Origin of the sequence: Shewanella cyperi (assembly GCF_017354985.1) — a bacterium.
Taxonomy (GTDB): Bacteria; Pseudomonadota; Gammaproteobacteria; order Enterobacterales; family Shewanellaceae; genus Shewanella; species Shewanella cyperi.
On sequence record NZ_CP071501.1, the window covers coordinates 3,419,596 to 3,439,420 of the forward strand.

The following is a 19,825-nucleotide window of genomic DNA, read 5'->3' on the forward strand; positions in this document are numbered from 1 at the left end:
ATAAGTCATTTTCCCGACAAGCCATACTGCAGTGCCCGTGATTGTGACAAATGTTCACAACTGGCAAAGCGGAATGAAGGTCCGGGTTTATATTAATTGCGGCAATGGTGAATAAGGCGCTGCAACAGATTAATCCTATGCGCCTTGTTGCTTACAAAGAGCTGCCATGCCGGTTTGTCTTTGAGGGCTAACAACCTGGCAGGCATCCCCTTATTACCGTCAGCATTCCCCCTCAGCAAATGCCCATCTGCCCAAAGTCAGCGCCCGCCATTACTCACAACATCCTGCTGCCCTTGGCCTCACAAAGCAGACTAACGGTATTTTCATTCTGCATATTATTAAAATACAAATACTTACAACCATTTGACACTGATAAGTGCACTTTCCCAACTTGTACAACTTCCATTTTTTTGTATAAGTGCTATAACTATACATAGTTGTACAAAATCAATAATTGTGTACAAGATTAATTTTACCTTAAGTGCATGCAATGACATGTTGAAACCCTTGGAGTGAAACATGAAACAGGATCAGCGCCTGGTGCGCGTTATAGAGCTCTACCGGACCTTGGACAAGGACAAGCTTCATTTGCTTGCCGAAGTCTATGCCGATGGGATCCTGTTTGAAGATCCGGCGCACCGCATACAAGGAAGGATGGCACTTGAGCGCTATTTTTCAGCACTCTACAAGGAGCTTGATTCGATTCATTTTGAGATTGAATCAGCCACCATGGCGGATCAGTATGCCTGGTTGAGCTGGACAATGATCCTGAGTCACCCAAGGCTTGCGTCCGGCAAATCAGTGACTGTCAGCGGCGCAAGCCGGCTCAATTTTGACGAACACGGCATGGTATTGCATCACAGGGATTACTTTGATCTCGGGGCATTGCTCTACGAGCACCTGCCCTTGCTCGGTCCCGTGGTCAGGGCGCTGAAAAGGAGATTTGGTGCATGATGCGGGTGCTCATTACTGGCGCCAGCTCAGGCATAGGACGCCAGCTGGCCATGGATTACCTAAAGGAAGGTCACCAGGTATGGGCCTGCGGGCGCGATGCCGGGCGACTGGCGCAGCTACAGGCACTCGGAGCCAATGTGATGTGCTTTGACGGACGTAACCCTCAAGCCTGTCATCAGGCTGCCGACCAGGTTACAGACTTGGATTTGCTGATCCTCAATGCCGGGAGCTGCGAGTACATAGACAATGCCCGCGAGTTTGACAGCCTGCTGTTTGCCCGGGTTATAGAAACCAACCTGATTGCCACGGCCCATGTATTGGCGGCATTCCTGCCCCGACTGCAGCGCGGAGGCCGTTTGGCCCTGGTCAGCTCCTCGGTAACCTGGCTGCCACTGCCACGGGCCGAAGCCTATGGCGCCTCCAAGGCGGCCCTTGATTACCTGGCAGCGACCCTGCGCCTGGATCTTGCAGCAGCAGGCATAGGGGTAACCTTGGTCAGGCCAGGGTTCGTGGCTACGCCCCTGACGGCACGTAACGATTTTCCCATGCCGGCCCTGCAAACAGTGGAGCGAGCCTCTCGCCTGATCCGCCATGGTCTTGCGCGCGGCCAACACGAGGTACATTTCCCGCGCCGGCTGATTTGGCCGCTGCGTCTGCTGGGCGCTTTGCCAAGCGGTCTGTGGCTGCGACTGTCACGCTTTATCACCCGTTCCAAGGACGCGACCGCATGAAAAAAATCGCCATCATAGGATCCGGAATCTCAGGATTAACCGCAGGCCATCTGCTACACCGCCACCATGCCGTCACCCTGTTTGAAGCGGCGCCCTCTCTTGGGGGCCACACAGCCACAGTGGATGTGACCCTCGACGGGCGCACTTATGCCATAGACACCGGCTTTATTGTTTTTAACGATCGCACCTACCCCAGGTTTCAGCGCCTGCTGGCGCGCACAGGCCTGGGGGCGCAACCAACCGAGATGAGTTTTTCGGTGAGTACGCCGGAGGGATTCGAATACAACGGCCATAATCTCGATACCCTGTTTGCCCAGCGACGCAATCTGCTGCGCCCAAGGTTCTGGAACTTCATCCGCGAAATCCTGCGCTTCAACCGTCTGGGGAAAGAGGCCTTGGCCCAGGGCGACGCCTTTGGACTGACCCTGGGAGACTTTTTGCTCCGGGAAGGCTTCTCTGAACATTTCGCCCGTCACTATATACTGCCGATGGGCGCAGCCATCTGGTCGTCAACCCTGACCGACATGCGCGCCTTTCCGCTCGGTTTTTTCCTGCGTTTTTTCGCCCATCATGGCTTGCTTGAGGTGGCCAATCGACCCCAGTGGTATGTCATTCCCGGCGGCTCGAGGGAGTATATAGCCCCGCTCACCCAAGGCTGGGAAAGTGGGATCCGCCTGGCCACCCCTGTGCTTGGGGTCAGCCGCAACGGCGATGGTGTCGTGGTGCGCAGCAAGGTCGGTGAAGAGGCCTTTGATGAAGTGATTTTCGCCTGCCACAGCGATCAGGCGCTTGCCCTTCTCGATGATGCCAGTGACGCGGAGCGCGAGGTGCTCGGCGCCATGACCTACCAAGCCAACGAGGTCTGGTTGCACACCGACACCCGCTTGTTGCCACGCCGGCCCAAGGCATGGGCCAGCTGGAACTATCGCCTCAAGGGGGACGACGCATCACGGCCACTGGTCACCTACAACATGAACATACTGCAGGGTATCGAAGCACCCCACACCTTCTGCGTTACCCTCAATCCCGGCGACGCGGTGGACCAGCGCTGTGTGCTGCGCCGCTTTGTCTATGATCATCCGGTATTCAACCAGGCTTCCCTGGCAGCCCAGGGGCGGCGTGACGAAATCTGCGGCACAGGGCGCACCCATTTTTGCGGTGCATACTGGTACAACGGCTTTCATGAGGACGGCGTACGGAGCGCACTCGATGTGGTGGAACGCCTGGGGGGACGGCTGTGAACAGTGCCCTGCTGACAGGTCAGGTGCGCCATCGCCGCTTTGCGCCGCGGGCACACCATTTTTCCTATGATCTTTATATGCTCGCCCTGGATCTTGACGAGTTGCCACTGCTCGACCAGGGCGGATCGCGATTCGGTGTTGATCGGCCGGCACTGCTGGCGTTTCATCGCAAGGACTACCTCGGCGACCCGGCGGCGCCTCTCAAGGATGCCGTGTGGAAACGGGTGCATGAGCTGGGAGGCAAGGGCGACGGGCGCGTCCTGTTTGTCGGCCATGGCCGCTGTCTGGGGCTTTACTTCAGCCCGGTCAATTTCTACTTCTGCTATGAGGGTGAGCATGCTCGCTGGTTGCTTGCTGAAGTCTCCAATACCCCCTGGAACGAGCGTTTTCACTATCTCATCGATCTCGATGCACCTCGCCCCCAAGGCAAGGCATTCCATGTTTCGCCCTTTATGCACCTGAACATGGACTACCACTGGCGGGTACGACCACCGCAGGCGGGCCGTGGCGATCTGAACGTGCACATCGAAACCCATCCACAACAGGCTGACAGCAAGCTGTTTGATGTCACCCTGGTTCTGACCCCCCGGCCCCTCGACAACGCGGGAGTGGGGCAGCTGCTGCGACGCTGGCCAAGCATGACACTGACGGTACTGCTTGGCATCTACTGGCATGCCCTCAGACTGTGGCTGAAACGCACCCCTTTTTATTCTCATCCGGAGAGACTCTGAATGGAACTTGTAGCCCCTTCCCGCCCCTTGAGCCAGCTTGATCGCATGGCCCGCAATATTGTGCTTCGCCTGCTGCCCCGTCTGCGGGACGGTCAGTTGACGCTGATTGATGAGAGTGACGGCGATTGCCAAATCCATCGTTTCGGCACTGCCGGCGAGCTTTATGCCGAACTGTGTGTCAGCGATGGCCGCTTCTGGCGCCGCCTGCTGCTGGGAGGCAGTATCGCCGCCGGAGAAACCTGGGTCGAGGGACTGTGGCAGAGCCCGGATCCGGTTGCTCTGGTGCGCCTGCTGGCCCGTAATATGAGCCTGCTGGATACCCTGGAGAGGCGCCTTGGCTGGCTCACATTTCCGTTCAATCGGCTGCGTCATCTGGCCAACCGCAACACACTCACAGGCTCGCGGGCCAATATCGCAGCCCACTATGATCTCGGCAACGCCATGTACCAGGGTTTTCTCGACCCTAACATGCAGTACTCTTCGGCAATCTACCCCCATGGCGGCGCATCTCTGGATGAAGCGCAGCGACATAAACTGGATCTGATTTGCCAACGCCTGGCGCTGCAGCCGGGAGATCATTTGCTTGAGATAGGTACAGGCTGGGGCGGCCTTGCCATACATGCGGCCAAGCACTACGGCTGCCACGTCACCACCACCACCATATCCCGGGCCCAGCACGACTATGCCAGGATCTGGATCGAGCACGAAGGCCTGGGAGATCGCATCACCCTCTTGCTGGAAGATTACCGGGCGCTGGAGGGCCAATTCGACAAGCTGGTCTCCATAGAGATGATTGAGGCCGTGGGCCATGCCTTCTTACCCGATTATTTCCAGCGGCTGTCGAATCTGCTCAAACCCGGAGGCCGTCTGTTGCTGCAGGCCATCACCATAGCCGATCAGCGCTTTGAGCAGTACCTGAAAGGCGTGGACTTTATTCAACGCTACATTTTCCCCGGAGGTTGCCTGCCCAGTGTGTCCCACATGACCAACCTGCTGGCCCGCAACACCGACATGACCCTGGTGCGACTCCATGATCACGGACTGCATTACGCCCAGACACTGCGCGACTGGAGCCAGCGCTTCCTCGCCATGGCACCTGAATTGCGACGCCAGGGCTACAGTGATGATTTCATCCGACTTTGGCACTTCTATTTTGCCTACTGCGAGGGTGGTTTCCGCGAGCGCAGCATCAGCCTGGTGCACTTTGAAGCGGCCAAACCCGGGGCCGGCTCCTGGCAATATCCATGAGACGTCAGATTGCATGGCGCTGGGGCCAATTACTTGGGTTCGATATCTACTGGACCCTAGCGGTGGTGCTCCGCTCGCCCTGGCCCCTGCTGCCAATGTTGGCACTGCATCTGTGGCTAACCCCGTCACGGCAGCGGGACCTGTGGCTGCTGCCGCTGTCGGCAGGCGGCTTCAGCATAGACCTGCTGCTCTGGGGCCAGGGAGTGCTGGCGTTTGATGCATTTCCCCTATGGCTGCTGGGGCTTTGGGTCGGCTTTGTTTGGACCCTGCCCCACGGCATGGGATGGCTTGAGCAATGGTCCCCGCTGTGGGTGGCACTGCTTGGTGCCATTGTCGGCCCGCTGGCCTATCTGGTCGGAGCCAAGTTCGGCGGTGTGGCACTGCCCTTTGGTGCGCCTTGGTCTGCGGTTGTGCTGGCGCTTATCTGGGCTGTTCTGCTGCCCGTGCTGGTAGCAATAGTCAAACAGCGGAGCAGGCCCCCGGCCAGCGCATCCCATGCCGCACCCCATGCCAAGGAGAGAAAATGAAAGCCATGATCCTTACCGCCAGCCTGTTGCTGGGCTTGCCTGCCGCTGGGGCCCCCATGCTGGCAGAGCTTCAGCCCGTCGGCCAGGGCGAAATGCATTGGCTCTGGTTCAAACTCTATGACGCCACGCTCTACAGCCCCAATGGACGATACCACAAGGATGCCAGGCCCCTGGCGCTGAGCATCCTCTATGCCCGTGATATTGAACGAGAGGATTTGCTGGCAGCAACCCGTGAGGAATGGCAGCGCCTGTTGCAGGAACCAAGAGACCTGCAGGAAAAGTGGCTTTCACAGCTGGCAGCCACCTGGCCGGACATACAGGCCGGCGACAGGCTGACCCTCTATGTCGATAAGGAAGGACACAGCCAGTTTTGGCATGGGGAGCATGCGCTTGGTCAGCTGCTGCCCCCTGATTTCGCCCCGGCCTTTCTGGCCATCTGGCTGGATGAACGCAGCCGCAACCCGGCCCTGACCCGGCAACTGCGAGGAGAGAGTAAACCATGAGCAACAGGTTTTGTATCGTGTGGGCCAGCCTGATGGCATTAGTTATCGGTGGCTGTGGCAATCGCATCGAGGAGTATCGGGGCTCTAGCCCAAATTGGGATTTGGCGAACTTTTTTAACGGCCCGCTGGTGGCCCACGGCATAGTGCTTGACCGCTCGGGTAGCGTAGGCAGCCGCTTTACCGCCACCTTGCAGGGGGATTGGCAGAACGGTAAAGGCCGTCTGTTCGAACAATTCTACTTTGACGATGGTCGCCGTGAAACGCGCACCTGGATACTGGAGCAGTCAGCCGACGGCAGTTGGCGAGGTCGTGCCGATGACGTTGTAGGTGAAGCTTCGGGCCACACCCAGGGGTTTGCGCTCAATTGGCGCTATACCCTTAACCTCAGGCTGCCGGACGGTGAGCAGGTGAAGGTCGATTTTGATAACTGGATGTATCTGCTGGATCAGCAGCGACTGATTAACCGCGCCGAAATCCAGAAGTGGGGTTTCCGGGTCGGTGAGGTACTGCTGTATATAGAAAAACTGGAAACGCCATCGGCAGATGACGCCAGTGGCTTGCAGTAACCTTTATTAGGCCACATCGAAGCCTGGTTGAGCCGACAAGCGGCATAGCTTGCGCGCTTTGCCGTCATGGACAGCCCCGGTCTGCCAAAGCAGCGTAAATCACTGTATACTGGCGCCCCACTCCCATGAACCCTGACGGTCAGCGATAGCCTACTGCTATTGCGTTTATCTATCCGGTAACCGCCCTTCCTGACCTCTCGGAATTGACCTGTCCCTCAAGCTCTAGGGCAGCCAGGGGGTAGTGCAATCAATCAAGACTGGAAAACGCGTTAAATGACTCTGAAACAGCTCAGTGAAACCCCTTTAAAATCAGGCGACTTGGCTAGCGCGGCACTCAACCGCACCTTTTCGGTCGCCCCCATGCTGGACTGGACAGATCGCCATTACCGCTATTTTGCCAGACTGATGTCCAAAGAAGCCCTGCTCTATACCGAGATGGTGACCACGGGCGCCATCCTTTATGGCCGCGGAGATTACCTGGCCTATAACGAAGAGGAGCATCCGCTGGCACTGCAACTCGGAGGCTCGGATCCCAAGGATCTCGCCGCCTGTGCCAGGCTGGCTGAAGCCCGTGGCTACGATGAAATCAACCTCAACGTGGGTTGCCCTTCAGACAGGGTACAAAATGGTCGTTTCGGCGCTTGTCTGATGGCCGAACCCACACTGGTGGCCGAGTGTGTCGATGCCATGCGGCAACAGGTCAGCATTCCTGTGACGGTCAAGACCCGCATTGGCATTGACGAGCAGGACAGCTATGAATTCCTGACCGACTTCATTTCCAAAGTCGAGGCGGCCGGCTGCGATACCTTTATCATCCACGCGCGCAAGGCCTGGTTACAGGGCCTGAGCCCGAAGGAAAACCGTGAAATCCCGCCGCTGGATTACGACCGGGTGTATCAACTCAAGCGCGATTTTTCGCAGCTGTCCATCAGCATCAATGGTGGCGTCACCAGCCTGGAACAGGCCAAGGAACATCTGCAACATCTGGATGGCGTGATGGTGGGTCGGGAAGCCTACCAAAACCCCTATATACTCGCCGGGGTTGATACCGAACTCTGTAACCGCACCTCTCCCGTCATCACCCGGGATGAGGTTATCGGGAAACTACTTCCCTATATAGGGAAACATCTGGCAGAGGGCGGACGGCTGAACCATATTACCCGTCATATCATAGGCTTATACCAAGGACTTCCAGGTTCACGGGCCTGGAGGCGTTATCTTAGCGAGAATGCCCACAAGCCGGGTGCCGGGATTGAAGTGGTGGAAGCCGCCATCAAAGCCATGGCCGGCAACGACTGAAGCACATTCAGTATCCCCTTTGGTGAAAATCACCACACTTGTGGTAAATTTCACCAAAGGGCAACTACTCATCCTGTCCCACATCAGCCAAAAATAAATAAATCCATTACTTATCATCAGCTTAACAAGAGTCGAAAAGTTGGCACGCCATTTGTAATCACCTGTATGTCACTGGTAACTACAAAGGAATGCCATCATGTTGAATCGTCAAATACGCAAGTTCTCTGCCCCGATAGCTGTCTTGATGATGTTGGGACTGGGAAGTACCGCCGCCAATGCCGCCGAGGTGAGCAGCACAGATCTGTTGAGCGCTGTTGAACAAACCGTAAGCGCCAATACCCAGGAAGCACTGAAAGCCTTTGCCACCGAATTGCAGTTGCAATTGCAGGCCGAAGTCGCCAACACCTGGTATGAAATGGTCGAAGCTGCGCCCCAGAGCGATGAGCAAGCCGACAGCACCGACACTCAGCTGACTCAAGCCAAGGAGTAAGGGGTATGTGGCTGACAGCAGGATTATCGCTGATGACCGCCGCTGTACTTATGCTGCCGGTGGTCACCTTCGCCTTCTGCTCCTGGCTCATCTGCCTGATGCGCTGGCACAGATTCTGATATTGAAAAGTTGATTAGGAGACGCTGAATGTCAATCGAGTCCCGTATGCACAATCCCCGCCGCCTGGTGTGTGGCGTGGCCGCCTCACTGGCACACAAGTTTGGCTGGTCCTGTTTCTGGACCCGGATAGTCACAGCCGTGTTGGTGATACTCAATCCGGCCATGGCGCTGCTCTGTTACTTTGCCCTGGCGCTGGTCATGGACAAGTGGGAGCGCTGATCTCTGGTAAATCGCCGGACAAGCGCTCCTCCTGCAACAGGTTTTGTCACAGAGCCTGTCGCAGGAGGAGGGGATCAGCGGCTCTTGCCAAGGAAGGCAGCAAAGCGGTTTTTGGCCTCATCACTCTTGAGCCGTTCGGAGAAGGCTTCCAGCTCCAGATGCATCTGATGCTGCACCCTGTGCTTATGGGGTCGCATCAGTTGTCGGGTGATCCCCAAAGCCTCGGGAGGTTGCTCTGCCAGTTTGTGGGCCTTGGCCAGGGCAAATGCCTGCAATTCGTCCATGGGGACCACATCGTTGAGCAGCCTCATGCACAGGGCATCGTCGGCGCCAAAAGACTCTCCGAGCAATAACAGCTCGGCCGCCTTCTGGTAACCCACCAACTCAGGCAACAGCATACTGGCACCGGCCTCGGGTACCAGGGCCAGGTTAACGAAGGGTAATTGGAAGCGGGCGGTTTCGTCGGCATAGACCAGATCGCAGTGCAGCAGCAAGGTGGTGCCGATACCGACGGCGGCGCCTGAAACCGCAGCCACCAGGGGTTTCTTCAGTTCCAGCAAGCAATAGAGAAAGCGAACGGCAGGATGATTGGCACCTAAGTCATTATTTTTTAAAAAATCTGCGACATCATTACCCGAGGTGAAACAATGGCCCTCGCCGGTGATGAGAAAGGCACGAATGTCGTTGTCGCTCTCACCTTGCATAAGGTATTCTGTGAGCTGCCGGTACATATCAAGATCGAGTGCATTGCGCTTATCCGGGCGGTTAAAACGAATAACCCGCACTCCCTGATCATCCTGAACCTGAATGGTACTCATGCGTTGTGTCCTCATAGACATGATGGTTTTACATGGAGTTTATGACATTGAGACAGATATTCAAACAACTGTTTAAAGCCAGTCTGCTGGCCGCTTTCGACCTGTCGGCCCAGGCCCAAGTCATGGTGATGGACGGTTATGTACGCGCCATGCCGCCCTCAGTGCCCAACAGTGCCGCCTATTTCACCCTCATGAACCACGGCCCGGCCACCAAGCTGGTGTCAGTCTCCTCGCCGGCCGCCGACGAGGCACAGTTGCATACCCTGATCACCGAAAATGAGCTGGTTAAAATGCGCCGACTCGACAGCCTGGAGTTACCCGAGCATGGCACAGTCAGCCTCAGTGAAACCGGCAACCACATCATGTTGCTGGGATTGAAAGCACCGCTGCAGGAAGGACAGAAGATCGCCCTGACCCTGACCTTTGCCGATGGTCAAAGCCTGGAGATCACTTTGCCGGTCTCCAAACAAGGGGCCAATGCAGCGCCACACGAACATCACCACTAGGGAGTATGTTAGATGCAAATCACATGGAAGAAGATCCTGGCCCTGGCTGCCACAGTCATACTGATACTGTACGGTGTCAGCATCTGGTGGAGCAGTGAACCCGATGTCCTTGAACCCGAAGTACTGAACACGGAAACCGGCGAAATCATTACCGGTTACGCCACTACCAGTGCCCTGATAAATACCCTGGATACCTTGCTCAGCAAACCCGGTGGTTGGTTATCGAACGACGTGGCCCCGCCGTCGGTGCTGATGGACAACATGCCGGCCTTTGAATTCGGCGCTTTGGAGCAAGCGCGGGATCTGGCACTGATCATGCGCAAGGAATTCAGCCGCTCCCAGTCCCAGTCCACCGCCGACAACGACCTGTTCGAAGCCCACTCCAAGCTCAACATAGCCCACAGCAACTGGCTGATCCCCAGTGCCGAAAGCCAGTATGGTGATGCAATTAAACTGCTCAAGCTGTACCGCGCCCGGATTGCCGACAGCCACAACCAAAATGCCCAGTTCTACGCCCGGGCCGACAATCTCAACGAATGGCTCAAGGAAGTGCAGAAGCGCCTGGGCAGCATGTCCCAGCGCCTGTCGGCCAGTGTGGGACAGGAAAGGCTGAATACGGATCTGGCCGGCGATACCGCCGCTCGCCAATCCACGCCCAATCTCGCCAGCCAGCACATTAAAACCGGTTGGTGGCAGATAGATGACGTCTTTTATGAGGCTCGCGGTTCCTGCTGGGCACTGCTTAATTTCATGCGCGCGGTGGAAGTGGATTTTGCCGACGTGTTGAAGAAGAAGAACGCCGAAGTCAGCTTGCGGCAGATCATCCGCGAACTGGAATCCACCCAGCAAACGGTGTGGAGTCCGATGATCCTCAATGGCAGCGGCTTTGGCCTGGTGGCCAACCATTCCCTGGTCATGGCCAACTACGTGTCCCGCGCCAATGCCGCGGTGATAGATTTAACCAACTTGCTTTCACAGGGTTAATTATGAAAAAAGCTATACTGGCGACCGCTTTGCTTGCCACTTCTGTTTCTTCGGCACAGGGCGCCACCGTCATTGGCTTCAAATTGGGAGCCGACTACTGGTACACAGATGTCAGCGGTACTTTTGCTGATGGCAGCGGCCAGTACCAGGGCTTTGACTATGACAGCTCAGCCCAGACCAGTCTGTGGGTGGCGATGGAGCATCCGGTACCGGCACTGCCCAATGTGATGATCCGTCAGAACAGCCTCGATGCCGACGGTGAGCTTAACGGCGAGTTCAGCTTCGGCGGCCGTGACTTCAACGGTCCCCTGAGCGCCAACAGCGATCTGACCAATACCGATTTCGTGCTCTATTACGAATTATTGGACAACGATCTGGTATCACTGGATCTCGGTGCTGCCTACAAGCTGATGGACGGCGCCATCCGGGTTGAACAAAACGGCCTGCCCGGCCAGATGAATATCGACAGCGGTATCATCATGGGTTATGCCAGTGCCAGCATCGGCGTACCCGGCCTGGGCCTGTATGGCTTTGCCGACGTGCTGACCGGCATAGATGAGACCAGCGTCTATGACTATGCCGTTGGTCTGGGGTGGGAATTCGATGGTGTGGCCCTGGATACCCGGGTGCGCGGCGGTTACCGTGACTTCAATTTCGACGTCAACAACTTCTCAGATGTCAGCAGCAACATGGAATTCAAGGGCTTCTTTGCCGGTGTAGAGCTGGTGTTCTAAGCCGCAGGGAGTAAATAATCCACCTTCTGAAGAAGGTGGCTTTGCCTAAGCCCCCTAGAAGGGGGCCAAAAGCGACTATTGTTTACCTTACCTACTTTCTTAGTTGTTTAGCCCACTTGTGGAGCTGTGTGAGAGGTCACACAACCCAACTCGATAAGTCACAATGCCTGAGCCTCAATGTTCATTACAGGCAAAGCCTAAATTGATGATAACCACCTACTGAAGTAGGTGGTTTAGGGCTGAAAACAAAAAAAGGGATTGCACTGCAATCCCTTTTTTATTGACTTGCGGTTATGCCAAACGTTGGCGTACCACCTCAAACAGGCATATGCCGGTCGCCACAGACACGTTGAGGCTGGAGACACTGCCCGCCATGGGAATGGAAATCAGACTGTCGCAACACTCACGGGTCAGGCGTCTCAGCCCCTTGCCTTCGGCCCCCATGGCAATGGCCAGCGCGCCTTTAAGATCCGCCTTGAACAGGTCGCTGTCCGCTTCACCGGCAGCGCCGGCAATCCACACGCCGCGCTCCTGCAAGCGCTTCATGGTGCGCGCCAGATTGGTGACCTGGAACAGCGGCACAGTTTCGGCGGCACCACAGGCCACCTTGCTGACGGTGGGCGTCAGCCCGGTGGAATTGTCCTTGGGTACTATGACGCCATGGACACCTGCGGCATCGGCATTGCGCAGACAGGCCCCCAGGTTATGGGGATCGGTTACGCCATCAAGGATCAGCAAAAATGGCATTTCTGTCTTGTCGAGCAGCGCCTCAAGATCGTTCTCTGTCAGCACCTTTGCAGGCCGGACCCGCACAATAATGCCCTGGTGCTGTGGACTCTCGGCCTTATCATCCAGAGTCTTGCGGGATGCCGCCTGGGGCTTGACCCCCCAGGTCTGGGCTATGTCCAGCAGCGGCACTATGCGCTCGTCCTGACGGCCACTGAGCAACCACATTTCCAGCACACGTTCGGGGGCATGCTTCAGCAAGGACTCGACCGCATGAATACCAAATACCAATTCCTGTTTTTTCATTTACTTCTTTCTCTTGACTCTTTTCGCTGCCTTGGGCTTTTTAGGGGCATCTTTCTTGGCCGCTGCTGATTTGGCTGCAGGCTTGCCGCGGCGCGATTTGCCGCCCTTGGCATCACGCTCGCCTTTCGCCAGCTTGGCCCCTTCCAGATTTACCCGCTCACGGGCGCTCATGGGACGTTTGGCTCCCTTGCGTCGACCGCCATCGTCTCCCACCATCAGCAGGTCGATTTGCCTGTCGTCCAGATTCACCGCTGCCACCTTGACCGTGACCGGATCGCCTATCTGGTAGATCTGGCCCGAATTTTCGCCAATCAGACGCTGGCGATTGGGATCGTATTGGTAGTAGTCATTGCCCAGGCTGGAGATGTGCACCAAGCCATCAATAAACAGCTCATCAAGGCGCACAAACAAACCAAAACTGGTGACAGAGGCAATCACGGCACTGAAGGTATCCCCCACGTGATCCTGCATGAACTCACACTTGAGCCAGTCAGACACATCACGGGTGGCCTCATCGGCGCGGCGCTCGGTATTGGAACACTCTTCCCCGAGTAAATCCAGCTCATCCAGTTGGTAATGGAAACCACCGTCTGCGGTCCATTTTTCAGTGGCCTCGCCCTGCTCCTTGCTCAACAGGTAACGGATCACCCTATGCAATACCAAATCGGGATAACGGCGTATCGGCGAGGTAAAGTGGGAGTATTCCTCCAACGCCAGGCCGAAGTGCCCCTCGTTATCCGGGGTATAAATGGCCTGACGCATGGAGCGCAGCAGCATCACCTGGATAAGCTCGGCATCGGGACGCCCCGTGACCTGCTCCATCAGCGCTTGATAGTCGCTGGGTTGCGGTTCCAGACCACCGCCCATGCTCAGGCCACGCTCGGCGAGAAAGTCCTTGAACTGGGTCAGCTTTTGCTCTGACGGTGATTCGTGTACCCGGTATAGCACCTCACCCTTGTGTTTTTTGACAAACTTGGCCGCGGCCACGTTTGCCAGGATCATGCACTCTTCAATGATCTTGTGCGCCTGGTTGCGGGCCCTGGGCACTATGCGTTCAATCTTGCGCTGATCGTTGAAAATAAACTGGGTTTCCAGGGTTTCGAAGGCAATGGCACCACGACCGGCACGCTGCTCATCCAGCGCCAGATACAGCTCCTGCAACACCTTAAGGTGCGGGAACAGCGTCTGATGCTCGGGCTTGATGTCTCCGCCTTCCAGCATGGCCGCCACCTGGGTATAGGTAAAGCGTGCATGGGAATGCATCACAGCCGGGAAAAACTTGTAGCCGGACAGCGCCCCCTTGGCGGATACCGTCATCTCGGCCACCATGCACAATCTGTCCACACCGGGATTGAGGGAGCACAGGCCGTTGGACAGCTTCTCAGGCAACATGGGGATCACCTGGGACGGGAAGTACACCGAGTTACCGCGGGCTCGGGCCTCGGTATCCAGGGCCGAGCCTGTGCGGACATAGTGACTGACGTCGGCAATGGCCACCCACAGGCGCCAACCGCCGCCCTTCTTGCGCTCGGCATACACCGCATCGTCAAAGTCACGGGCATCTTCACCATCTATGGTCACCAGCGGCAACTGGCGCAGATCAACACGGCCGGCCTTGTCTTCTTCGGTGACTTCATCGGGAATGCGCTTGAGCTTTTTCTCTATGGATGCCGACCAGGTATGGGGCAGATCGTAATTGCGCAGGGCAATTTCAATCTCCATGCCGGGTGCCATGTCCTTGCCCAGCACCTCGGTGATCTTGCCTCCGGCACGCACATAGCGACCGGGACGACGGGTCAGTTCCACCACCACCACATCACCGTGGCGGGCACCGGCCTTATCTTCATTGGCTATCTGGATTTCCTGGGTGATGCGTTTGTCGTTGGGCACCACAAAGGCCATACCGGCATCCACCACCATGCGCCCCACCAGAGGGGCGCTGCGTTCGGTCACCAGGCGCACTATGCGGGCGTCGCGGCGGCCGCGGCGATCTACACCGGCCTTCTGGGCCAGCACCTTGTCGCCGTGGAAATACAGTTGCATATCGCGTTCGTTGATAAACAGGTCATCACCGCCCTCGTCTGGGCGGAAAAAGCCGTAACCATCTCTGTGACCCAGTACAGTGCCACACATCAGATCCATACGCTCGGGCAGGCCATAGCTCTGGCCACGGGTGAACACCAGCTCGCCATCACGCTCCATGGCACGCAGACGCCGACGCAGGGCTTCAAGCCTTTCTTCATCATGAATATTGAGGGCGTCAGCGATATGATCGCGTGTCAGGGGCGAGGTCTGGGATCTCAGGTAATCGAGGATATATTCCCGGCTGGGGATCGGGTTGTCGTACTTATCTTGTTCACGCTCAAAATGAGGGTCTTTAATCATTCAAATTCCATTGTTTTCTGCCCTCATTCCCGAGGGCGTTCAATAACTCCACATATGCTCACCCCGGGCTCTGGCCACGGAACTGGCGGGCATTTTGGATTCAAGTTTTTGCAGCAGTTTCCAGGCGTCCTGCTTCATTTTTTCATCACCGAACACTTCGTTATAGAGCCAGTGATAGGCAAGTTCATAGTCACGGGGGCTACCGTAGCCTTCGTTATAGAGGCGCACCAGCGCCATACGAGCCAGGAGATCACCGTTGGCCGCCGCCGGCAATACGTACATGACGGCGCGGTTCTTGTCCTTGAACACGTATTTGCCCTCTTCATAATAGCGGGCAATTTTCAGCATGGCCTCGGCACTTCCCTGTTCCGCCGCTTCCTTCAACATGGAAACGCCGCGGGCGGGGTCGGCCTTAAGGCACACACCGTGAATAAACATTTCCCCCCACAGAAACTGGTAAAGGGGCTGCTTAAGCACTTCGGCCCTGGCTTCAATATCCTGAACCAGCTGGCATTCGTCGTTCTTCACCTTGGTAAGGTAATAACCACCGCGGATCATGTCCAGCAACTGTTCCTGGGTATAGACATCCACAGCCTTGGTTTCGGCGTGGGCCAGGCCGGCAACTGACAGACTGAAAATCAATGCAGAGACTGAACGCAACATATCGGTTTCCAACAAAGAAGCAATGACCAATACATCGGCAGTATAACTCAATTCTTGAGTTGGAAGATGCCAATAAAAAGGCCGCTTTACGCGGCCTTATCACAACATCAGTTGAACGGACTCACCCGGATAAAGGTTTCGTTCCGATCAGGACCGGTAGAGATGATGTCGATTGGAGTTTCGAGGATCTCTTCGATACGCTTGATGTAGTTGATGGCCGCCTGTGGCAGCTGATCCATGGAGGTGGCACCAAAGGTGTTTTCGCTCCAGCCAGGCATGGTCTCATAAACAGGAGTAACCTGCTCATAACCTTCTGCCGCCAGCGGCGTTACCTTGGTCACAGTGCCATCAGGCAACTGATAACCCACACAAATCTTCACTTCTTTCAGACCGTCCAGCACGTCCAGCTTGGTCATGCAGATGCCGCTCAGACTGTTGATCTGAATGGCGCGGCGCATGGCCACGGCGTCCAACCAACCGGGACGACGCTTACGACCTGTGGTCGCACCGAATTCATGGCCCTTGGTGCCCAGGTGATCACCGATTTCACACAGGAGTTCAGTCGGGAATGGACCTGCACCCACACGGGTGGCATAGGCCTTCATGATACCCAGTACATAGTCCAGATGACGTGGACCGAAACCGCTGCCTGTGGCCACGCCACCGGCTGTGGTGTTGGACGAGGTCACGAACGGATAAGTACCGTGGTCTATGTCCAGCAGAGTACCCTGGGCGCCTTCGAACAGAATGTTTTCACCATTCTTACGGGCGGTGTCCAGCAGGTCGGTCACATCGACGCACATGCTCTTGAGGTAGTCGGCCATGGCCAGCGCATCCTCAAGGGTCTTCTGGTAGTCAACAGCCTCAACACCATAGTATTCGGTCAGCATGAAGTTGTGATACTTCATCACTTCCTTCAGCTTTTCGGCGAACAGCTCGGCATTGAACAGATCACCCACGCGCAAACCGCGACGGGAAATCTTGTCTTCATAGGCTGGACCGATACCACGACCGGTAGTACCAATGGCCTTGTTGCCACGGGCCTTTTCACGGGCGATATCCAGTGCACAGTGGAATGGCAGGATCAGAGGACAGGCCTCGGAGATCAGCAGACGTTCTTCAACGGGAACGCCACGCTCTTTGAGCATGTTGATCTCTTTCATCAGGGCGTCGGGGGCCAAAACCACACCGTTGCCGATAATGCATTTCACATTATCACGCAATATGCCTGAAGGGATCAGATGAAGAATGGTTTTCTCACCGTCGATAACCAGAGTATGACCAGCGTTATGGCCACCTTGGTAACGAACTACGTATTTTGCCTGTTCTGTCAGAAGGTCGACAATCTTACCTTTTCCCTCGTCACCCCATTGAGTGCCGAGAACAACTACGTTTTTGCCCATTGTTTGCTGCAAGGTTGCGGTTAAAGTGGAATTTTAACAGACCAACAGGGGGGACAAGCAAGATATTTATGAAAAAATAATCAGCAAAACCAGGCCTGCAGTGACCAAACCACCACCAATTCGACGCAAAACATACTGATTTTGATTGGAAATTTCGTTCAAATATTGCTTCCAACGATTTGGGAATAATAATGGACCCAAACCTTCTAAAATCAATACCAGCGCCAGAGACAGCATCATGAGTTGCAGCGACATCTTTCCCTCCTTTTTCTGAGTTTTCAGTGTGCCCCGACAACCAAAAACTGGCAAGTCAATCGCAAGTCTTTATTTCAAAGGCACTTTAAAGTCGTTCAAGATGTTCTGCCTCGTAACAGCCCCCAGGATGAGACATCCTTCATCCAGAGAAAAGCTAACCAGTAAACCCAGACTTTCACCGCTTTCAGACAATTTAAGGGCAATAAAAAACCCGGCACAGGCCGGGTTTTTTGATGCACAAACCTCTCGTCGCGATATTAACGCTTGGAGAACTGTGGCTTACGACGTGCTTTACGCAGACCCACTTTCTTACGCTCAACTTCACGAGCGTCACGGGTAACGAAACCAGCAGCACGCAGAGTAGGACGCAGAGCCTCATCCAGTTGCATCAGAGCACGGGTGATACCGTGACGGATAGCACCGGCTTGACCAGTGATACCACCGCCTTTAACGGTTACATAGATGTCCAGCTTCTCAGTCATTTCAACCAGTTCGAGAGGTTGACGAACAACCATACGAGCGGTTTCACGACCGAAGTAAACATCCAGAGGACGTTGGTTAACGATGATGTTACCACTGCCTACTTTAGCGAATACGCGAGCGGTAGAAGTTTTGCGACGGCCAGTGCCGTAGTACTGTGTTGCAGCCATTTGCTTAATCCCGTTTAGATATCAAGAACTTGAGGTTGTTGTGCAGCGTGGTTGTGTTCAGCGCCAGCATAAACTTTCAGCTTGCGGAACATTTCACGACCCAGAGGGCCTTTTGGCAACATACCCTTAACTGCTTTCTCGATGATCATTTCTGGCTTGTGAGCTTGCAGCTTCTCGAAGCTGATTTGCTTGATGCCACCAGGGAAGCCTGAGTGCGAGTAGTACATTTTGCCAGCTGCTTTGTTGCCGGTCACAGTCACTTTCTCGGCATTAACAACGATGATGTAATCACCGGTATCAACGTGAGGAGTGTACTCAGCCTTGTGCTTACCACGCAGGCGACGAGCAATTTCAGTAGCGATACGACCGAGGGTCTTGCCTTCGGCGTCAACAACGTACCAGTCACGAGTTACAGTTTCTGGCTTAGCAGTAAAAGTCTTCATTATTACAAAAACCCAAAGTTAAATTCTGTCTCACATGTTACCTGTTGTCAGATAACACAAAATTGCCTTTCCCGTGCCCCTTCGAGCAGAGAAATTGGCTATTAAAATCCGCCCAATTGGCGGAGTAACGTGGGCAGGTGGCGGATTATAGCCAAGACCTGGTTAAAAATCACCTGCTTTTTCACATTGAAAATAAAAATCCGCGACTATCAGGGCAAGTGTTCCAGTGCCAGGTAATCGTGGGATTGCATTTCAATCAAGCGAGAGCGGCAACGGCGGAACTCGAAGCTTAACTGACCGTCGGTATAAATCTGCTCCAGGGGTACCGCGGCCGAAATAATCAGCTTCACATGGCGCTCATAGAACTCATCCACCAGGGCCAGGAAACGGCGGGCAATGTCATCGCCGGTCTGCTGCGCCCCCATCTGCTCCAGACCACTTAGCAGCACGGTATGATACAGGCGAGCCAACTCCATATAGTCACGCTGGCTGCGGGGGCCGTCACACAGGGCGCGGAAGTCCGCCAGTAACACCCCCTGGGCCTGCTGGCGAATCACTATATCCCGTCCTTCAATTTCGATGCTGTCCCGACTGATTTCAGACTCTGGCGCCAACTGGGCAAAATAGCTCAACAGGTTGGTATCTGCCTGGGGATCGAGCGGGTAATGGTAAATCTCCGCCTGCTCCAGGGTACGCAGACGATAGTCAATGCCCGAGTCCACGTTCAATACCTGACAATGCTTGTTGATGAGGGCAATGGCCGGCAAAAAGCGCGCCCGCTGCAACCCGTTACGGTAAAGGTCATCGGGAATAATATTGGAGGTGGCTACCAGCACAACTCCTTCCTTGAACAGGGCCTCAAACAGGGTGCCGAGCAGCATGGCATCCGTGATATCAGAGACAAAAAATTCATCAAAGCAAATGACCTGATAACGTTCGGCCATTTGTTTGGCAATGACCAACAGCGGATCCCGGGTGCCCTTGAGCCGGTCCAGATCCAGATGCACCTGATGCATGAAACGGTGAAAATGCGCCCTGAGCTTGCGCTGACCGGGCAGTGCCTCATAGAAGGTATCCATCAGGTAGGTCTTGCCACGGCCCACCCCACCCCACAGGTACAAGCCCAGAACAAATTCATCGCTCTTGCCAAAGCCAATGCGGCTGCCGAGGCGGCTGAGCAAGCCCTTGGGGGCCTGAGCCTCAAGCAAAGCCTCGTAGACCCGTTGCAGGGCTTTGACCGCCTGCTCCTGGGCGAGGTCGTGGGAAAAACCTTCGCGGGTCAAATCCTGTTGGTAATGCTGCCAGGGACTCAGATGCGACACT

At 55.6% G+C, this 19,825-nt stretch carries 23 protein-coding genes; 14 read left to right on the plus strand and 9 right to left on the minus strand.

What is annotated here, in order from left to right:
• Positions 1-519: 519 nt before the first annotated feature.
• From JYB84_RS15145 to JYB84_RS15195, 11 genes are all read left to right on the plus strand, one after another.
• Complete coding sequence (locus JYB84_RS15145; RefSeq protein ID WP_207320850.1) at positions 520-954, plus strand: nuclear transport factor 2 family protein; 435 nt, start codon at positions 520-522, stop codon at positions 952-954.
• Positions 954-1,685, plus strand: a complete 732-nt coding sequence (locus tag JYB84_RS15150) for an SDR family NAD(P)-dependent oxidoreductase (protein WP_207323257.1) — start codon at positions 954-956, stop codon at positions 1,683-1,685. Before JYB84_RS15145 ends, JYB84_RS15150 begins: the two co-directional genes overlap by 1 nt.
• Positions 1,682-2,926, plus strand: a complete 1,245-nt coding sequence (locus tag JYB84_RS15155; RefSeq protein ID WP_207320851.1) for an NAD(P)/FAD-dependent oxidoreductase — start codon at positions 1,682-1,684, stop codon at positions 2,924-2,926. The genes JYB84_RS15150 and JYB84_RS15155 overlap by 4 nt, the downstream gene beginning before the upstream one ends.
• Positions 2,923-3,657 carry a DUF1365 domain-containing protein gene (locus JYB84_RS15160; RefSeq protein WP_207320852.1) on the plus strand — a complete coding sequence of 245 codons (735 nt, stop codon included), beginning with the start codon at positions 2,923-2,925 and terminating at the stop codon, positions 3,655-3,657. Before JYB84_RS15155 ends, JYB84_RS15160 begins: the two co-directional genes overlap by 4 nt.
• Complete coding sequence (locus JYB84_RS15165) at positions 3,658-4,905, plus strand: SAM-dependent methyltransferase (RefSeq protein ID WP_207320853.1); 1,248 nt, start codon at positions 3,658-3,660, stop codon at positions 4,903-4,905.
• Entirely contained in the window at positions 4,902-5,432 is a 531-nt protein-coding gene (locus tag JYB84_RS15170) for a DUF2878 domain-containing protein (RefSeq protein ID WP_207320854.1), read from the plus strand. The genes JYB84_RS15165 and JYB84_RS15170 overlap by 4 nt, the downstream gene beginning before the upstream one ends.
• The gene (locus JYB84_RS15175; protein ID WP_207320855.1) at positions 5,429-5,935 is read left to right on the plus strand and encodes a chalcone isomerase family protein; all 507 of its coding nucleotides are present in this window, start codon (positions 5,429-5,431) and stop codon (positions 5,933-5,935) included. The genes JYB84_RS15170 and JYB84_RS15175 overlap by 4 nt, the downstream gene beginning before the upstream one ends.
• Entirely contained in the window at positions 5,932-6,501 is a 570-nt protein-coding gene (locus tag JYB84_RS15180) for a DUF3833 domain-containing protein (RefSeq protein ID WP_207320856.1), read from the plus strand. The genes JYB84_RS15175 and JYB84_RS15180 overlap by 4 nt, the downstream gene beginning before the upstream one ends.
• 273 nt (positions 6,502-6,774) lie before the next feature.
• Positions 6,775-7,800, plus strand: a complete 1,026-nt coding sequence (gene dusA / locus JYB84_RS15185) for a tRNA dihydrouridine(20/20a) synthase DusA (RefSeq protein WP_207320857.1) — start codon at positions 6,775-6,777, stop codon at positions 7,798-7,800.
• 196 nt (positions 7,801-7,996) lie between these two features.
• Positions 7,997-8,290, plus strand: a complete 294-nt coding sequence (locus JYB84_RS15190) for a hypothetical protein (RefSeq protein ID WP_207320858.1) — start codon at positions 7,997-7,999, stop codon at positions 8,288-8,290.
• Positions 8,291-8,437: 147 nt separating this feature from the next.
• Positions 8,438-8,629, plus strand: a complete 192-nt coding sequence (locus JYB84_RS15195) for a PspC domain-containing protein (protein ID WP_207320859.1) — start codon at positions 8,438-8,440, stop codon at positions 8,627-8,629.
• A 74-nt stretch (positions 8,630-8,703) separates the two neighbouring features.
• Here JYB84_RS15195 and JYB84_RS15200 read toward each other — a convergent pair whose 3' ends face one another.
• Positions 8,704-9,447: an enoyl-CoA hydratase gene (locus JYB84_RS15200; protein ID WP_207320860.1), complete on the minus strand. Its 744-nt coding sequence runs from the start codon at positions 9,445-9,447 to the stop codon at positions 8,704-8,706.
• A gap of 32 nt (positions 9,448-9,479) precedes the next feature.
• Here JYB84_RS15200 and JYB84_RS15205 point away from each other — a divergent pair, with 32 nt between their 5' ends.
• Genes JYB84_RS15205 through JYB84_RS15215 form a run of 3 tightly spaced genes read left to right on the plus strand, consistent with a single transcriptional unit; the run spans position 9,480 to position 11,671 of the window.
• Positions 9,480-9,953 (plus strand): copper chaperone PCu(A)C, encoded by a 474-nt coding sequence (locus JYB84_RS15205; RefSeq protein WP_207320861.1) that lies wholly within the window; start codon positions 9,480-9,482, stop codon positions 9,951-9,953.
• Positions 9,954-9,965: 12 nt separating this feature from the next.
• A complete protein-coding gene (locus JYB84_RS15210; protein WP_207320862.1) occupies positions 9,966-10,937 on the plus strand; it encodes a DUF2333 family protein in 972 nt (323 codons plus the stop codon).
• Between the two features lie 2 nt (positions 10,938-10,939).
• Entirely contained in the window at positions 10,940-11,671 is a 732-nt protein-coding gene (locus tag JYB84_RS15215; protein ID WP_207320863.1) for a TIGR04219 family outer membrane beta-barrel protein, read from the plus strand.
• A 291-nt stretch (positions 11,672-11,962) separates the two neighbouring features.
• Here JYB84_RS15215 and rlmB read toward each other — a convergent pair whose 3' ends face one another.
• The 8 genes from rlmB to zapE all read right to left on the minus strand — a co-directional run bounded on the left by rlmB (position 11,963) and on the right by zapE (position 19,824).
• The gene (gene rlmB, locus JYB84_RS15220; RefSeq protein WP_207320864.1) at positions 11,963-12,703 is read right to left on the minus strand and encodes a 23S rRNA (guanosine(2251)-2'-O)-methyltransferase RlmB; all 741 of its coding nucleotides are present in this window, start codon (positions 12,701-12,703) and stop codon (positions 11,963-11,965) included.
• Positions 12,704-15,088, minus strand: a complete 2,385-nt coding sequence (gene rnr, locus JYB84_RS15225; protein WP_207320865.1) for a ribonuclease R — start codon at positions 15,086-15,088, stop codon at positions 12,704-12,706.
• 39 nt (positions 15,089-15,127) lie between these two features.
• On the minus strand, positions 15,128-15,751 hold the full coding sequence (locus JYB84_RS15230) for a tetratricopeptide repeat protein (protein WP_207320866.1): 624 nt from the start codon (positions 15,749-15,751) through the stop codon (positions 15,128-15,130).
• Between the two features lie 107 nt (positions 15,752-15,858).
• A complete protein-coding gene (locus JYB84_RS15235; RefSeq protein ID WP_207320867.1) occupies positions 15,859-17,154 on the minus strand; it encodes an adenylosuccinate synthase in 1,296 nt (431 codons plus the stop codon).
• A 66-nt stretch (positions 17,155-17,220) separates the two neighbouring features.
• Positions 17,221-17,409, minus strand: coding sequence for a DUF2065 domain-containing protein (locus tag JYB84_RS15240; protein WP_207320868.1), 189 nt, complete (start codon positions 17,407-17,409; stop codon positions 17,221-17,223).
• Positions 17,410-17,666: 257 nt separating this feature from the next.
• On the minus strand, positions 17,667-18,059 hold the full coding sequence (rpsI, locus tag JYB84_RS15245; RefSeq protein WP_207320869.1) for a 30S ribosomal protein S9: 393 nt from the start codon (positions 18,057-18,059) through the stop codon (positions 17,667-17,669).
• Between the two features lie 14 nt (positions 18,060-18,073).
• Positions 18,074-18,502, minus strand: a complete 429-nt coding sequence (gene rplM, locus JYB84_RS15250; protein WP_207320870.1) for a 50S ribosomal protein L13 — start codon at positions 18,500-18,502, stop codon at positions 18,074-18,076.
• Between the two features lie 209 nt (positions 18,503-18,711).
• Positions 18,712-19,824, minus strand: coding sequence for a cell division protein ZapE (gene zapE / locus JYB84_RS15255; protein WP_207320871.1), 1,113 nt, complete (start codon positions 19,822-19,824; stop codon positions 18,712-18,714).
• Position 19,825: the final 1 nt, after the last annotated feature.

Coding starts and splice junctions, on each gene's coding strand:
- JYB84_RS15145 (WP_207320850.1), top strand. CDS start 520: ATGAAACAGGATCAGCGCCTGGTGCGCGTTATAGAGCTCTACCGGACC.
- JYB84_RS15150 (WP_207323257.1), top strand. CDS start 954: ATGCGGGTGCTCATTACTGGCGCCAGCTCAGGCATAGGACGCCAGCTG.
- JYB84_RS15155 (WP_207320851.1), top strand. CDS start 1,682: ATGAAAAAAATCGCCATCATAGGATCCGGAATCTCAGGATTAACCGCA.
- JYB84_RS15165 (WP_207320853.1), top strand. CDS start 3,658: ATGGAACTTGTAGCCCCTTCCCGCCCCTTGAGCCAGCTTGATCGCATG.
- JYB84_RS15170 (WP_207320854.1), top strand. CDS start 4,902: ATGAGACGTCAGATTGCATGGCGCTGGGGCCAATTACTTGGGTTCGAT.
- JYB84_RS15175 (WP_207320855.1), top strand. CDS start 5,429: ATGAAAGCCATGATCCTTACCGCCAGCCTGTTGCTGGGCTTGCCTGCC.
- JYB84_RS15180 (WP_207320856.1), top strand. CDS start 5,932: ATGAGCAACAGGTTTTGTATCGTGTGGGCCAGCCTGATGGCATTAGTT.
- dusA (WP_207320857.1), top strand. CDS start 6,775: ATGACTCTGAAACAGCTCAGTGAAACCCCTTTAAAATCAGGCGACTTG.
- JYB84_RS15190 (WP_207320858.1), top strand. CDS start 7,997: ATGTTGAATCGTCAAATACGCAAGTTCTCTGCCCCGATAGCTGTCTTG.
- JYB84_RS15195 (WP_207320859.1), top strand. CDS start 8,438: ATGTCAATCGAGTCCCGTATGCACAATCCCCGCCGCCTGGTGTGTGGC.
- JYB84_RS15200 (WP_207320860.1), bottom strand. CDS start 9,447: ATGAGTACCATTCAGGTTCAGGATGATCAGGGAGTGCGGGTTATTCGT.
- JYB84_RS15205 (WP_207320861.1), top strand. CDS start 9,480: ATGGAGTTTATGACATTGAGACAGATATTCAAACAACTGTTTAAAGCC.
- JYB84_RS15210 (WP_207320862.1), top strand. CDS start 9,966: ATGCAAATCACATGGAAGAAGATCCTGGCCCTGGCTGCCACAGTCATA.
- JYB84_RS15215 (WP_207320863.1), top strand. CDS start 10,940: ATGAAAAAAGCTATACTGGCGACCGCTTTGCTTGCCACTTCTGTTTCT.
- rlmB (WP_207320864.1), bottom strand. CDS start 12,703: ATGAAAAAACAGGAATTGGTATTTGGTATTCATGCGGTCGAGTCCTTG.
- rnr (WP_207320865.1), bottom strand. CDS start 15,088: ATGATTAAAGACCCTCATTTTGAGCGTGAACAAGATAAGTACGACAAC.
- JYB84_RS15230 (WP_207320866.1), bottom strand. CDS start 15,751: ATGTTGCGTTCAGTCTCTGCATTGATTTTCAGTCTGTCAGTTGCCGGC.
- JYB84_RS15235 (WP_207320867.1), bottom strand. CDS start 17,154: ATGGGCAAAAACGTAGTTGTTCTCGGCACTCAATGGGGTGACGAGGGA.
- JYB84_RS15240 (WP_207320868.1), bottom strand. CDS start 17,409: ATGTCGCTGCAACTCATGATGCTGTCTCTGGCGCTGGTATTGATTTTA.
- rpsI (WP_207320869.1), bottom strand. CDS start 18,059: ATGGCTGCAACACAGTACTACGGCACTGGCCGTCGCAAAACTTCTACC.
- rplM (WP_207320870.1), bottom strand. CDS start 18,502: ATGAAGACTTTTACTGCTAAGCCAGAAACTGTAACTCGTGACTGGTAC.